Source organism: Clostridium sp. Cult2 (genome assembly GCF_021655075.1).
Classification (GTDB): Bacteria; Bacillota; Clostridia; order Tissierellales; family Tepidimicrobiaceae; genus Schnuerera.
The window spans coordinates 19,791-33,238 of sequence record NZ_PPXX01000102.1; the positions used below are offsets into that span (position 1 = coordinate 19,791).

Below are 13,448 nucleotides of genomic sequence, written 5' to 3' on the forward strand. Positions count from 1 at the left end.
CCTTAAATCACTTCAACGGTTATTTTATCATTAGTATAAACACAAATAGAAGAAGCTATTAATATGGACTCTTTTGCTATTTCTTCAGCAGTTAAATTAGAATACTTAAGTAGAGCTTTGCCAGAAGCTAAAGCGAAGTTTCCACCAGAACCAATAGCAATTACTCCCCCTTCTGGTTCTATTACTTCACCGTTTCCTGACACAAGGAGTACATTCTCTTTATCTGCTGCAATTAGTAAAGCCTCTAACCGCCTTAAAACCTTATCCCTTCTCCAATCTTTTGCTAGTTCAACAGCAGACCTCTTTAAATTTCCACTATATTGTTCTAATTTTTCTTCCAATATTTCTGCTAAAGTCAAAGCATCTGCTACAGAACCTGCAAAACCAATTATAACATTATCATCATATATTTTTCTAACCTTTTTTGCAGTATTTTTCATAATTGTTGCATTTCCAAAAGTTATTTGACCATCACCGGCAATTGCTATCTGATCATCCTTTTTAACAGCTACAATAGTTGTACCATTCATCATAATCAACACCCCACTAAAATTTCAGAACATATCAAACACTATTTTCAGAATATTTAATCATCTATATTATAGATTACTATATTATTAACAAAATGTACAGAAAAATTTATTCCTTATCAACTCTACTATAATTACAATTCTTATCCATACATTTTTTTAATATCCCTTTTTTTGTCTTTCTCTTTACCATAGGTCCACCACAATCAGGACATTTTTCTTTTATAGGTTCATCCCAAGAAACAAAAGTACAGTCCGGGAAATTACTACACCCATAAAACATTCTGCCTTTTTTAGACCTTCTTCTTACAATATTTCCACCACATTCAGGACATGGAACATCTAATTCATCTAATATAGGTTTTGTATTCTTACACTCTGGATATCCAGGACAAGCTAAGAATTTCCCATATCTACCATATTTTATTACCATGTTCCTGCCACATTTTTCACAAACTTCATCGGTAACTTCATCTTCAATTTTTATTTTATCTATTTCTTCCTCTGCTATTTTTAACACCTTAGCAAATTCCTTATAGAATTCTTCCACTACTAATTTCCAAGAATATTTGCCCTCAGCTATTTCATCCAATTTTTCTTCTAACTCAGCTGTAAATTTTTCATCTACAATATCTTTAAAATATTCTTCCAATAAATCATTTACTAATATACCTAATTCTGTTGGTAGAAAAGATTTATTATTTAGATTTACATATTCTCTGTTTAATATAGTTGAAATAGTTGGTGAATAGGTACTTGGTCTACCTATCCCTAATTCTTCTAAAGTTTTTATTAATGAAGCTTCAGTATATCTGGCAGGTGGCTGAGTAAAATGTTGATTAGGGTCAATTTTATTTACCTTTACTATTTCCCCTTCTTCCAAAATTGGCATCTCCTCAGAGTCCTCTTTATTTTCTTCAATCTTATATACCTTTAAAAATCCTTCAAACTTTAGCTTTGAACCTGAAGCTCTGAATATATTGTCATTAGAAAATATTTTAACAGAAATAGTATCATATCTAGCTGGAGTCATTTGTGAACTCACAAACCTATTCCATATCAATTGATATAAGATAAATTGATCTTTTGTTAAAGAGCTCTTTACATCTTCAGGCCTTCTTAGAACAGAGGTTGGTCTTATACCTTCATGAGCATCTTGAGCTTCTTTCTTACTCTTATTTATATAAGTTTTACCTCCATTACTATAGGCTTTTCCAAAATTATCAATAATATATGATTTAGTCAATTTTACTGCTTCCTCTGAAACCCTAGTTGAGTCAGTTCTCATATAGGTAATTAATCCAACTGTACCCTCTTTTTTAATATCAATTCCCTCATAAAGTTGCTGTGCCAACATCATGGTTTTTCTAGTAGAAAAACCCAATTTCTTAGAAGCATCTTGCTGTAAAGTACTAGTAATATAAGGTGCGTAGGGATTTCTCTTTTTAGTTCCTTTTTTAACTTCTTTTACAACAAAATTATCCTTATCGATAGTTTTTAATATCTCATCAACTTCTTCTTTATTAGAAAGTTCAATTTTCTTTTCTTTACCATCTTTAAATATTCCATAGAAATTAGCTTCAAAAGGAATATCATCTTTTTCCAATAAAGCTTTGATACTCCAATATTCTTTAGGTACAAAATTTTCAATTTCCTTTTCCCTATCACATATCAATTTAACAGTAACAGATTGAACTCTACCTGCACTTAATCCTTTTTTTATCTTTCTCCAAAGTAATGGACTTATTTTATAACCTACCAACCTATCTAATATTCTTCTTGCTTGTTGCGCATCTACTAAGTTTTTATCTATAGGTCTAGGTTTCTTCATAGCATTTAATATAGCATCCTTCGTAATTTCATTAAACTCAACTCTTACATATTCATCCTCTTTAATACCTAAAATATGGGCCAAATGCCATGATATAGCTTCACCTTCTCTATCTGGGTCTGTTGCCAAATAAATTTTATCAGATTTTTTTGCCTCGTTTTTCAACTCTTGTACCACGGGTCCTTTACCCCTTATGGTTATATATTTTGGTTGAAAATTTTTCTCTATATCAATACCCAAACTGCTTTTAGGCAAATCTCTTACATGGCCTACAGAAGCTTTTACATTGTAATTTTTACCTAAAAACTTTCTAATTGTTTTTGCTTTTGCAGGCGATTCAACTATAACTAAATTCTTTTGCAATGATTGCACCTCCGATTAACCATATAAATTAAGATAAGGTAAATATTCTACCCGTCATCTCATTAATAGTCCCTTTTAGTTCTAAAATAGTTAGAATGCTATTGACAGTGGATATATCTAATCCCGTATTCAATGCTATACTATCAGAATGTATAGGACCTTCTTTTATAACTTCTAAGACCTTTATCTCCAGAGGACTAAATTGAGAATAATCTATACCTTCTTCTTTCTTTATTTTTACTTTTGCTTGAAGCTCATATACTTCTTCGATTATATCATCAATATCCATTATTAATTTAGCCCCGTCTTTTATTAGCTTATTTGTTCCTCTACTAAAAATACTATTGATATTACCAGGTAGAGCAAACACTTCTTTCCCTTGTTCTAAGGCATGATGGGCAGTTATTAATGAACCGCTTTTTTCCTTAGCCTCTACAACAATTACCCCCAAAGATAAACCACTAATAATTCGATTCCTTTGAGGAAAATTATAGGCTAAAGGCGGTACTCCTAAAAAGTATTCAGAGATTAAAGCGCCTTTCTTAGAAATTACTTCATATATATCCTTATTCTTTTTGGGATAAACTATGTCCAATCCATTCCCTAGTACTCCAATAGTTCTGCCATTTTCCTCTAAAGCTTTTTTATGTGCTATGCTATCTATACCTAAAGCTAAGCCGCTAACTATAGTAACATCTAGCTTTACCAATTCTTCAACAAATTTTTCTGTAGCCCATTTCCCATAGGAAGTAGCTTTTCTAGAACCTACTATAGCAATAGAAAGATTATCTTCTTCAATAATATTTCCTTTTATATATAAGACCTTAGGATTATCGTATATATAGTGTAATCTCTTAGGATAATCTTTATCAAAAATAGTTATTACATCTATATTTTGTTTTTCAATAAGATTGAATAATCTATTTAAATAATCCTTACTACGGTTAGATATTATCTTTTCTTTAATTTCAGCTTTAATATTTCTCAATCCCTGTATATTATGAGAAGATGATTCCCATAAATCTACTAATTGAGGGACTTGCTCCATTATTTTTTCAATAGTTTTATTGCCAATATTTAAGCTATTTAACCATATTAAAACATCTCTATTGGAGATTTCTCTCATACTAAGTTACCCCCAGTACTTATTATCTAAACTTCTATATCTTACAGCTTCCAATATATGCTTTTCAAGTATAGAATCCTCTCCATCTAAATCAGCTATAGTTCTACTCACCTTTAACACTTTATTATATGTTCTTGCACTAAATCTATACTTTTTAAAAGCTTCCCTTAATATTTTTTCTGCTCCCTTATTTAGTTTACAGTATTTCTTTATATCTTTCGGACTTAACTGAGAATTACTATATATATTGCTCTTTTTATACCTTTCTAGTTGAAATTCTCTAGATTTATTGACTCTGGCTCTAATATCTTCTGATGTTTCTAATATTATTTCATCCTTTAAATCCTTATAATCCACTGGTAACACTTCAATATGGATATCTATCCTATCCAACAAAGGATTGCTCAATTTGGCTAGGTATCTATCTATATTGTTTTGAGAGCAAGTACACTCATGATAAGGGTCTCCATAATAACCACACGGGCATGGGTTCATTAGCAAAAAGCAAAACCTTAACTATAGAGTGTCCTATATATAATGTAGAAACTCTTCCAGAAAACACTCTGGGGGAGCGTGTCCATAAACTTAGAGTCTCAAACAATATAACTATAAAGGATTTAGCCAAATTATGCAACCTGTCTTCAGAAACGATTAGTAATATTGAAAAAAGTCGAACAACTCCTAATGTTACTACTCTGAACAAAATATGTCAAGCTTTAGAAACCACAAATGCATACTTGCTTGGTACTGACTCGTGGCCTGAAAGTAGTCCTGCAGAAATAATATATAAATATAGGATGAACTCTGGATTATCCCAAAGGCAGCTAGCTAAAAAGTGTGGACTCCATCAAAGCACCATCAAGGATTATGAAAGCAATAAAATTTCAAATCCTGATACATTAAAAATTATCTATAACAAAATAGGCTACGATAAAAAATAACTATATATAATAGGAAGAAACTTTTTTACAATTCTCCATACTTATTGAGTATGGGGATAATTTTTCTTTTAAAGTCACTCCTTCCACAATAGATATAATACCACTTTCTCAAAGAATATTCAAAATATTTATGCAATTATAAGTAAATTTGGTTATAGCCTATTAGCGGCCTGCTATCTGCTTTTATAAGTTTTATATACCTATTGCATTAATCAAGCTTTTAAAATCCCTTAAAAACGGTTTTAGAAGGTCGTTTTTTCTACTCAATCACGTAAAAACCAGGCTCCGTCGGATGGTCTATAAATCTTTCAGTATTTGGATACTTTAGCACTAAATAAGCCATATAATAATCACCGGCTCCAGATGAAACTACGAAAGATGATACTAAGCTCCAGTAAATGTTACTTGTAAAAAATATAATTGCAATTGTAATAATTGTTAGAATTATATTTGGTAATAGCATAGAACTTATATACCCGAATTTTGTATTTTCAAAATTGCTACAGTGGCAGTAAGGCATGAAATATTTTTTATGTAATCCAAATTTTATATTGACCTTTGGAGCCTTAGATAATAACATAAATCCTATCGCATGTAGTCCTTCATGTGCTGGTATAACTAAAATTATATATACTAATGCTATCCAGCTTGGTTTAAAATAATACTCAGTATGCAGTGATATTTGAAAAATAGCTAACAATGCAAATGAAGTGAAAAATAAAATTATACATATTATATTTACTTTTTTTATATTAATGATAACCTCTTTTTTCATATGCGCCTCCTAAATTTATTATCGCCTATAATTCTATACTATTTAGTGAAATAAAAAAAGACCAGGAACTTAATCCTGGCTTATGATGTGCTAAAACAATTGTCGGAATTTACTACTAATTTAACTATTATATATGGTATAATATCCCTATACCCATGGGGCACGTAGTCAGAAAGGAAAATGCCAATGACAAGTCATGAAGTAATTAGTGTCATATTCCTAGCATTGACATTTGCTATATACCTAGCAATGTTAGTGTTAAAAATAATAGAAGTAGCAGGGTAATATAAAGCCAAAGCACTAGTAGTTTAACCACAAAAGCAACAATATATACAATTTGAGAAATAATTGGTGCCATGTTACAAATAACCTGATCAAGTTATTCCAATATAAAGTCCTGCGTGCTTGTAACAGGTGGATAATTATTATTAGTTGGAGTGTTGTTCGCTTGCGTGGTTAAGCTATTGGTAAAATATTGTTCGCATTTCTTGACTTTAGCACGACTAAATGTTAATATTTAATTACTAGGAACGCACTATTATAAAGACTTGTCTAGTCAATGTTTCCTTTCTAAATCATAGGTAAGCTGATCACTTACTATAATTTAGAAAAAGGGGGAATTAAACTGTGGTAAAAAACAAATTCGTGAAAATTTCTAAGTATGATCGGAGAATATCATTGTAGCCGGTATTTAAACCCCAGGAAAAGAGCATCTATTTAAGATGCTCTTTTTTCTTTTTACAAAAAGGGTAGCTTTAACTCTGGTCTAAACGATAAAGCCACCCAAGTCACTCCAAAGCCTTCTGTGCTAAATTCAATTCTTTTACTGCAGCTTCAATCAATACATCTAATTCCTGTATAGTTATGTTTATTCCCTTAGATACTAGAAAATCTACTACATATTCTTTTTTAAGCTTTCCTTGTCCTTTTTCTTTATAAATCATTTCCGCTGCTGATACTGCTACTTTTACCCAGAAATAAATATTTTCTCTTTGCTGTTTTGTGGTTTTCTGCAAAACTAAAGGCACTATTAAATAAGTTAAAATAGCACCTAATAACGGAATAATAACCTTTATAAATATATCAATATTCATCATCTTCCTCCTTTATTTCTTTTTTCCTTATGCTAGATAGCATCCATAGTTCTCCAGTAGTAAAAGCAAACCATGCTGCTATTAATGTTGTTGGTTCGCTACCTACTCTAAGAAATACATATAAGGTTCCTACTGTAAATACTACATTTAAAATTATCACTAACAGGACTATCCACTTAGAAAATTTCATTATTTCACTTCCTTAAATTAATTAAGACTTCTTTTTTAGTGTTATCCCAATCCACTTTATATCCTAGAGCTTCTGCTACCTGTCTAATTGCTACATAGTTTGTATTATCTTGTTTAACCCCATCAAAATGATATAACTTACCTTTTATTCTTACTTTTACTTTATTTTTATCATATGCTATACCTAAATATTTCAATATTCCTTTAGATATAGATTCAGCTATTTTGTCCTGCTCTGTCTTTAGCATCTGTGCATCTATTTTGTTTATAATAAACCCTATTTCAATTAAACAAGCTGGTGCTTTAGTTTTTGCAATTACAGTAAAGTTTCTCTCCTTATCTAAATCTCCATCACTATAATCTGTCCTAAATGGCACATGAGGGAAGTCTTCCATTAGTTGTTTGCCTATCGCTGTTGCTATTATATCACCTTGCGTTTGACCTACAGTAGTCCATATTTCAAAACCTCTAGCATTTACGTTTGTGGCACTATTAATGTGGAAGGAAACAAATATATCTACATTGTTTCGATTGGATATATTAGCCCTTTCTGTCAAACTTAAATACTTATCATTACTCCTAGTTTCAACTACTTTTACCCCATGTTTTTCTACTATTGCTTTAACTTTCTTACCTATAGCCAATGTTAGATCCTTTTCTCTTAATCCATTGCCGACCGCTCCTGGATCTTTGCCACCATGGCCATAATCAAAACAAGCCTTACTCATCCTCTCACCTCCCAATATTTTGAATATACCAAATGAAAAATCCAGCAAATGTGCCTAAGATAGCAATTACAAGGGCTTTTATCCACCCCGTTAATTCATCAATTTTTGAACACAGATTTTTGATATGAACACGGAACTCAGCACCATCTTGCTCTATTTTGTCAAGCCTTTTCCCATGTTCTTTGAGAAGATCGTCGTGTTCTTTTACTTTTACTTTTATTACTTCATCATTCATTCCGCACCTCCATATATTGAAGGAGGGCATAAAAAATACACCCTCCTAGGTGTTAGTTAGTTGCACAATATATCCCTACTGCGTCTTAAACTCCTTCGGTATTCAATAATATATAATCCTCTATTGCTTGTCTATATTCTGTATTTGTTACATCATCTAGTTTATAGATTTCTCCAGTCTTAGGATTAATTCCTCCATTCATAATTCTTTCTGAAGCAATTTTCACTACTACTTGATTTACCATCATAAAATTCCTCCTCCTAACTTCTCATCTTCTAATAGAAGTATCTGATTTTCTAATTCTTGTATATATTCTTCTTGCGTTTTTTCTCTGATTACTTCCTCTAATATGGGTTGCCTTGTTTCTGTGTCAATAGCAATTATTCTATGCTTTGAATAATCAATTTGTTCATATTCCAAGTCTATATAATCTAACTTTGTAATTTCTTTTCTAGGCAGAACATTGCCTTCCATTTCACCAAGCTGGTAAATTATTTTCCCATCTTGGTCGAATATAATTCTATTCCCTATTTGCATATAAATACCTCCTTTTATTTATTCATAAGCTGTCCATATTACATCCATAGGGTCAATATTCCCATATTTCGAGAAAGGTATATAAAACACCCCAGAATCATAAATAGGATATGAAGTATTTTCACTTACTAAATTGTATACAAGTTTAGTATCGATAGCAATTACCTGAATCGCCTTGACAATCGTTGCATTATATTCAAGAAACCCATCCATCATATAAAATGTTATTTTATTATTGTCTATTGTTGTGCAAATTATTATAGTTGGGGCAAAACTCAAATCAGAAATTGCAACATATTCGTAAATAGTAATCCCGCCAGTTGATGAAACAAAACTACGTTTATCAGATGACACTGTGGAAGAACCACTTGCCCATTTCTTGCCTCGTACTAGCGTTCCAGTAACCCCTCCAATAATATTACCTTCTAAAATTAGCGAAGCCAATGTACTACTCAATTGCGCGGTAATAGCCCCTCCAGTTGTATATCCAGCAGGAATGTTTATTGTTGGCTTTTTACTTCCAGTTATAGTTAATGTTTCAGATTGGTCTCCATTGTCAGGCATATCCCCTAATAATTTTACACCTCTAGCATAAGCGGTCTTACCTACCCTAATATCATTTGCCACTGCTGTAGCGTCTCCTGTTTTATCTGTTTCGATAGATTTAATACCTGTGTCCAGCTCATTAAATGTTGCAACTTCACCAGCCTTAGAGACCGTTCCACCTTTGGACTTGATAGAGGTCTCTAAGAGGTTTTTCCCATCAAGCCCAGATTGAAAAAGCTCATCTAATGCTCCTTCTACATCTGTTGCTACAAAATTATTGTCTACATCTTCAACTCCTATATTTTTTGCTAAATGTGCTTGTTGCGTAGTTTCTGCCTGATGTACAGCTAAATCATTTATCCATCTTCCCACTCCAACAGTAGGCTGGACCACTGCTTTATCGTCTGGAGTTAATACGCTAGCACTATCAAACCTATAAAAACCTAAAGTTTTAACTATTATCGTTATATTATCAGGCATGTTTGTAGTATCTATAGCTTTGAGATCTGTTATGTCTGTTACAGCTCCATGTGCTATATTCTTTAGATTGCCTATTTCTGTATCAATTTTCAAATTATCATCAACAAAATCCTGCCTTTTAGGATATTCATTACCCTGCCACTGGTTTAACCCAATATTAGGTGTTTTAATTTCACTAGGCATTATATCACCTCTCTATATATTTCAAATTCATCCCAAGTAAGATTTAATAGGTCCCATTCATCCCAAGACTTGTTATATGTTTCGAATTCATCCCATGTTATCCAGGTATATTCAAATTCAAAAGCAAGATGAGCTGGTTTTATTTCATCTATAGTCAATTTTAGGTCTACCATATTCGCAGGTATACCTTTTACCCCTACAAACTTAATAATAAATTTGTAGTTAGCATTATCTTCTATAACCTCAACCTCTCCATTTGAGTATGAAGCTGCAACATCTTGTATCATTTGCTTTGTTACCGTACCTATTCCTCTTATTTTAGCTCTAATTCTTTCACGCCTAAATTCATCAGATTTACTTACATCAACTTTTATCCCATAGATTTCTTCATACCTACTTAGAATAGATGTAGCAGTATTCACAAAGCATTGATCTATTGTTTCATCAAATTTATTTGCTAGAGTATTTATATCTGTGTTTAAAATACTCTGGAGTTCTTCCATTGTTAAATTGCCTTTATAATAATCAGGTAGTAAAGTTATAAGGTCCAACTATACCACCTCACTTAATTCTACTGTTCCAACAATAGGCATTTCAGCATCCCCTATTACAATATTTGCATTACTACCATTTACAAGTAAGTTTGTGTAATCTGAAATTCCTGGAGTAGATAATAGAATACTTCCTATTCTTGCATAACTTACGCTATAAGTCTCAAATACGGTTTCTTTAAGGTAAGCAGTAAATGCGGTTGTAAAAGCGGACTGAATCTCTAATAATGTTTTAGAGCCATCTAAAAATATATTAGCACTTACATCTATAGCTTTTCCTATAGGACTATCAACTGTTACAGTAGCACCTATAGGTCTTACAGTTTCAATATAGTTATATACCTTTTGCTCCAAAGTCTCATCTATTTCCATATTACTATCTACTACGAGTACCTTTACAGTACCGTTGCCATTCCATAATGGAAATACTTTCGCATCCCCAACACCAGGTACTTCCAAGGCCCATTTAATATAATTATCAGCATTTCCACTTGTACTAGGGGCTTGTATCTGAGTATAGAATCTAGCTCTAAGATTATCATCTGTTTCTTCATCAGCTCCTGGAGTGATTATATCTGTCAATGTTGCAGTTACACCACTTACATTATCGATATTTTCAAGAGTACCGCTATATTGATTTCCTGCAGTCCCCAGTTGTTCACATTTAGCACTGTAGATATTAGTTGACAGCATCTCAGTGATAATATATGTTGTATCGTTCAATCCCCATCTAGTGCCTATATTCATAGGTCCTGTAGTTTCTACTTGCCTTATTGCATAGGTGGAAGGTTTTCTAGTAATCCCATAATCTGCAACCACTCTATCTAGGTATTCTCCTACTGCAGTATCTCCAGATACTAAATCAATAAAATGATTTAGCATAAAATAAGTTTCAGCTAATTTATATGCAGCTGGAGCTAGTGCATCATAGATTATAGATCCTTCTCTCTTATCTATGTCACTTGTTACTCTGCTTAACATATCAGATAGTATATTTTCATATGTCATATTTTCAAACACTATAAATTCACCTCCTGAGAGATGCTTAACTGTCCATAGATGCTAGTTACATCAAAAGTACATAGCATTTCATCCCCAGTAATATCAAAATTAAAATTATCTACACTTGTAATTCTTTCATCTTGTAGTAAGCATTCCTGGATTCTTCTTTTTAATTCAATTCTTACATAGATTGGGCCCTTGCCTACAAGACTCTCCAATTCAATCCCATAAGAAAAGCTATATATCGGGTACTCATACTTTTCAGTGTTTAGCACCTTATATATAGCTTGTTTTAATGCATCTAATTCATCTGTAAAACCTTGTATTTTGTTCTCTAATAGTTTGTATGTCTTGCTTGTTTCTATGTCCTCTGTAACCTCTAAATCAACATCTATTTCGCTATTAGGTATCATTTAATCACATCCTCTACTTTATAGGATCTAGTGACTCCATCTATAGACAATTTGATTGTACTTCCTTTAGCGACAAATTCTTTACCTATTATTTCAACAATATAATACTCTTGTCCACCATGATTTCTAATTAACCTTACTTTATCTCCAGTTGAGATATGTTTTTTCATATTTCCTTTTATTAACTCTAAAGGTACTGTCAATTTATCACTTATCTTTATTCCGTCAGCTACTACAGTCCCTAATATTAACCTTGTAAGTTTAATATTATTTAGATAGTTCCGAACTATTATTTTTATTTCATCTATCATATCATCACCTCTAAACTCATAGTATGAGTAGGTAGAAACTCATGAGTAACTGATTTAACAATAAGCCTTCTATCAAGTTCTATGTCTTCTATTTGGCCATAAAAACTGCTGCCAGCTCTTACCCTACTGTCGCCTAGACAATTAAGTGTTAGCGTTTCAACTTCTCTATTGTAAAGGCTTAATAACATATCAGTTTTATTCTTTATCTGTGATGGATTGCCATTCTTGTCTAGCACCTCAAAATACTGTAGTAATCCATATCTATTAATAGAACTGCTATCTTTAGCAATATATACATCTCTTTTTCCTGTAGTTTCATTGTCGCTTACAAGCTTTATTACATTGTAGAAGTTGTCATCAATTGATTTTTCATACTCATAGTCATAGCAGAGACTTTCATCACCTAGTACTAAATCAAGCTTTAAATCCTCTAAATCTCTAATGGCAATACTGCCGAATTCATCCCTTAAGCAGTACCATTTAGCCTTATTCATTAATGTGTCACTTATAGCATTATACATAATATCTAGCCAAGTTTTATCATCTTGCACGCTTGTAGGGAGCTTATATTGAGTATCAGTCAATTTCCCTTTTCTTAGATTGAAATAATTACACATTTTGTTTGCTAAAGTAGTTATTGTATCATTTTTTACTACTATCGTATCTTTTGCCTTACAATATCTAAGCTGATCATACGCAGTAACTGTTAACTCCTTTTTCTTGTTCTGACCATGTTTAAATACATAGCCATAGAATATCTCTTCATTATTGTATTTAAATCTTGAAACACTACCATTTCTTATTTTTACATCATCATCTATATAAGAGAATTCAAGCTTGCTACATGCATTATTCAGCTTATCAGTATATGATATGGACTTCACAAGCTCACTGATTTCACATATTTTATTATCAACTTCGACTAAAAATTCCATTATGGTATCACCAAATTTTGTCCTGGATAAATAAGGTTCGGATTCTTAATTTTATCTTTGTTTGCATTAAAGACTTTAGTATATAGTGATCCATTTCCATAATATTTTTTAGCAATGGCCCATAGGGTATCACCTTTTATTACTACATGATAACCAGTACTTTTAGGGTTTGTTTGCTGAGGTTCAACAGGTTTTGTTGTTGCAACCTTGGTGTTAGGAGTACTTGGTTTAGCTTCCTTAATTACTACAGACTTTTTACCATAAGGCCTATATTCTAATAATTTAAAACTAATGTACTTATCTCCCTCTTCCCCAGCCTTTTCAATTATGCTTAATTCCTCAATCAATATTAAGGTATTTATATCATCACCTATCCCATTACTAGCAATAAATCTAACTGGGACAAGCTTACTTCTCCACTCCTTGAATAAGTTTATATAAAAATCTGCTCCCTTAAATTGACTAGGAGTCTCAATATAATGAGTAGGGTAATGAGGAAATTCACATTCAAAACTATATTCTTTTAATTCCATATGAGTAGGGATTGCTATTTGCCCAAGCTTTAATATTTCATATTTTTCTATAGCCTGAACACTTGATTTTTCTAATTCCTCTGGATTAGTAGGGAGCTTATATGTCTTATTTTTATAATCAAAGAATATCGCGTATTTACTCATA

At 32.0% G+C, this 13,448-nt stretch carries 19 protein-coding genes and 1 pseudogene; 1 reads left to right on the forward strand and 19 read right to left on the reverse strand.

Annotation, left to right across the window (positions count from 1 at the left end; genetic code table 11):
• Positions 1–2: 2 nt before the first annotated feature.
• The 5 genes and pseudogenes from hslV to C3E90_RS13635 form a co-directional block, all read right to left on the reverse strand.
• On the reverse strand, positions 3–533 hold the full coding sequence (gene hslV / locus C3E90_RS10660; protein ID WP_272879131.1) for an ATP-dependent protease subunit HslV: 531 nt from the start codon (positions 531–533) through the stop codon (positions 3–5).
• A gap of 106 nt (positions 534–639) precedes the next feature.
• The gene (topA, locus tag C3E90_RS10665) at positions 640–2,724 is read right to left on the reverse strand and encodes a type I DNA topoisomerase (RefSeq protein WP_236915653.1); all 2,085 of its coding nucleotides are present in this window, start codon (positions 2,722–2,724) and stop codon (positions 640–642) included.
• Between the two features lie 28 nt (positions 2,725–2,752).
• A complete protein-coding gene (gene dprA / locus C3E90_RS10670; RefSeq protein ID WP_236915654.1) occupies positions 2,753–3,850 on the reverse strand; it encodes a DNA-processing protein DprA in 1,098 nt (365 codons plus the stop codon).
• 6 nt (positions 3,851–3,856) lie between these two features.
• Positions 3,857–4,243 (reverse strand): hypothetical protein, encoded by a 387-nt coding sequence (locus C3E90_RS10675; RefSeq protein ID WP_236915790.1) that lies wholly within the window; start codon positions 4,241–4,243, stop codon positions 3,857–3,859.
• 12 nt (positions 4,244–4,255) lie between these two features.
• Positions 4,256–4,345 (reverse strand): annotated as a pseudogene (locus C3E90_RS13635) (ATP-binding protein); the annotation flags it as partial.
• Here C3E90_RS13635 and C3E90_RS10685 point away from each other — a divergent pair.
• Complete coding sequence (locus C3E90_RS10685) at positions 4,336–4,791, forward strand: helix-turn-helix domain-containing protein (RefSeq protein ID WP_236915655.1); 456 nt, start codon at positions 4,336–4,338, stop codon at positions 4,789–4,791. The pseudogene C3E90_RS13635 and the gene C3E90_RS10685 sit on opposite strands and share 10 nt — an antisense overlap.
• A 259-nt stretch (positions 4,792–5,050) precedes the next feature.
• On the opposite strand, the gene C3E90_RS10690 is transcribed toward C3E90_RS10685, so the two are convergent.
• The 14 genes from C3E90_RS10690 to C3E90_RS10755 all read right to left on the reverse strand — a co-directional run bounded on the left by C3E90_RS10690 (position 5,051) and on the right by C3E90_RS10755 (position 13,447).
• Complete coding sequence (locus C3E90_RS10690) at positions 5,051–5,566, reverse strand: DUF3267 domain-containing protein (RefSeq protein ID WP_236915656.1); 516 nt, start codon at positions 5,564–5,566, stop codon at positions 5,051–5,053.
• A gap of 788 nt (positions 5,567–6,354) precedes the next feature.
• Entirely contained in the window at positions 6,355–6,660 is a 306-nt protein-coding gene (locus C3E90_RS10695) for a phage holin, LLH family (RefSeq protein ID WP_236915657.1), read from the reverse strand.
• Entirely contained in the window at positions 6,650–6,850 is a 201-nt protein-coding gene (locus C3E90_RS10700) for a hypothetical protein (protein ID WP_236915658.1), read from the reverse strand. Before C3E90_RS10700 ends, C3E90_RS10695 begins: the two co-directional genes overlap by 11 nt.
• 4 nt (positions 6,851–6,854) lie before the next feature.
• Positions 6,855–7,577 (reverse strand): N-acetylmuramoyl-L-alanine amidase, encoded by a 723-nt coding sequence (locus C3E90_RS10705; RefSeq protein ID WP_236915659.1) that lies wholly within the window; start codon positions 7,575–7,577, stop codon positions 6,855–6,857.
• A 4-nt stretch (positions 7,578–7,581) separates the two neighbouring features.
• Positions 7,582–7,812, reverse strand: coding sequence for a hemolysin XhlA family protein (locus C3E90_RS10710; protein WP_236915660.1), 231 nt, complete (start codon positions 7,810–7,812; stop codon positions 7,582–7,584).
• An 85-nt stretch (positions 7,813–7,897) separates the two neighbouring features.
• On the reverse strand, positions 7,898–8,059 hold the full coding sequence (locus C3E90_RS10715; RefSeq protein WP_236915661.1) for a hypothetical protein: 162 nt from the start codon (positions 8,057–8,059) through the stop codon (positions 7,898–7,900).
• Entirely contained in the window at positions 8,056–8,349 is a 294-nt protein-coding gene (locus tag C3E90_RS10720) for a hypothetical protein (protein WP_236915662.1), read from the reverse strand. Before C3E90_RS10720 ends, C3E90_RS10715 begins: the two co-directional genes overlap by 4 nt.
• An 18-nt stretch (positions 8,350–8,367) precedes the next feature.
• Positions 8,368–9,558 (reverse strand): hypothetical protein, encoded by a 1,191-nt coding sequence (locus C3E90_RS10725; protein ID WP_236915663.1) that lies wholly within the window; start codon positions 9,556–9,558, stop codon positions 8,368–8,370.
• On the reverse strand, positions 9,558–10,109 hold the full coding sequence (locus tag C3E90_RS10730) for a putative phage tail protein (RefSeq protein ID WP_236915664.1): 552 nt from the start codon (positions 10,107–10,109) through the stop codon (positions 9,558–9,560). The genes C3E90_RS10725 and C3E90_RS10730 overlap by 1 nt, the downstream gene beginning before the upstream one ends.
• Positions 10,110–11,129, reverse strand: a complete 1,020-nt coding sequence (locus C3E90_RS10735; RefSeq protein WP_236915665.1) for a baseplate J/gp47 family protein — start codon at positions 11,127–11,129, stop codon at positions 10,110–10,112.
• A complete protein-coding gene (locus tag C3E90_RS10740; RefSeq protein ID WP_236915666.1) occupies positions 11,129–11,524 on the reverse strand; it encodes a DUF2634 domain-containing protein in 396 nt (131 codons plus the stop codon). The genes C3E90_RS10735 and C3E90_RS10740 overlap by 1 nt, the downstream gene beginning before the upstream one ends.
• Positions 11,521–11,835 carry a DNA helicase gene (locus C3E90_RS10745; protein WP_236915667.1) on the reverse strand — a complete coding sequence of 105 codons (315 nt, stop codon included), beginning with the start codon at positions 11,833–11,835 and terminating at the stop codon, positions 11,521–11,523. Before C3E90_RS10745 ends, C3E90_RS10740 begins: the two co-directional genes overlap by 4 nt.
• Positions 11,832–12,770 (reverse strand): XkdQ/YqbQ family protein, encoded by a 939-nt coding sequence (locus C3E90_RS10750; RefSeq protein WP_236915668.1) that lies wholly within the window; start codon positions 12,768–12,770, stop codon positions 11,832–11,834. Before C3E90_RS10750 ends, C3E90_RS10745 begins: the two co-directional genes overlap by 4 nt.
• Positions 12,770–13,447 carry a LysM peptidoglycan-binding domain-containing protein gene (locus tag C3E90_RS10755; protein WP_236915669.1) on the reverse strand — a complete coding sequence of 226 codons (678 nt, stop codon included), beginning with the start codon at positions 13,445–13,447 and terminating at the stop codon, positions 12,770–12,772. Before C3E90_RS10755 ends, C3E90_RS10750 begins: the two co-directional genes overlap by 1 nt.
• Between the last annotated feature and the right edge of the window lies 1 nt (position 13,448).

Bases quoted from the DNA above. Each gene is read 5' to 3' on its own strand.
- C3E90_RS10695 (WP_236915657.1), bottom strand. From the start codon at position 6,660: ATGAATATTGATATATTTATAAAGGTTATTATTCCGTTATTAGGTGCT.
- C3E90_RS10700 (WP_236915658.1), bottom strand. From the start codon at position 6,850: ATGAAATTTTCTAAGTGGATAGTCCTGTTAGTGATAATTTTAAATGTA.
- C3E90_RS10705 (WP_236915659.1), bottom strand. From the start codon at position 7,577: ATGAGTAAGGCTTGTTTTGATTATGGCCATGGTGGCAAAGATCCAGGA.
- hslV (WP_272879131.1), bottom strand. From the start codon at position 533: ATGATGAATGGTACAACTATTGTAGCTGTTAAAAAGGATGATCAGATA.
- C3E90_RS10710 (WP_236915660.1), bottom strand. From the start codon at position 7,812: ATGAATGATGAAGTAATAAAAGTAAAAGTAAAAGAACACGACGATCTT.
- C3E90_RS10690 (WP_236915656.1), bottom strand. From the start codon at position 5,566: ATGAAAAAAGAGGTTATCATTAATATAAAAAAAGTAAATATAATATGT.
- C3E90_RS10720 (WP_236915662.1), bottom strand. From the start codon at position 8,349: ATGCAAATAGGGAATAGAATTATATTCGACCAAGATGGGAAAATAATT.
- C3E90_RS10715 (WP_236915661.1), bottom strand. From the start codon at position 8,059: ATGATGGTAAATCAAGTAGTAGTGAAAATTGCTTCAGAAAGAATTATG.
- dprA (WP_236915654.1), bottom strand. From the start codon at position 3,850: ATGAGAGAAATCTCCAATAGAGATGTTTTAATATGGTTAAATAGCTTA.
- C3E90_RS10750 (WP_236915668.1), bottom strand. From the start codon at position 12,770: ATGGAATTTTTAGTCGAAGTTGATAATAAAATATGTGAAATCAGTGAG.
- C3E90_RS10740 (WP_236915666.1), bottom strand. From the start codon at position 11,524: ATGATACCTAATAGCGAAATAGATGTTGATTTAGAGGTTACAGAGGAC.
- C3E90_RS10755 (WP_236915669.1), bottom strand. From the start codon at position 13,447: ATGAGTAAATACGCGATATTCTTTGATTATAAAAATAAGACATATAAG.
- C3E90_RS10725 (WP_236915663.1), bottom strand. From the start codon at position 9,558: ATGCCTAGTGAAATTAAAACACCTAATATTGGGTTAAACCAGTGGCAG.
- C3E90_RS10685 (WP_236915655.1), top strand. From the start codon at position 4,336: ATGGGTTCATTAGCAAAAAGCAAAACCTTAACTATAGAGTGTCCTATA.
- C3E90_RS10745 (WP_236915667.1), bottom strand. From the start codon at position 11,835: ATGATAGATGAAATAAAAATAATAGTTCGGAACTATCTAAATAATATT.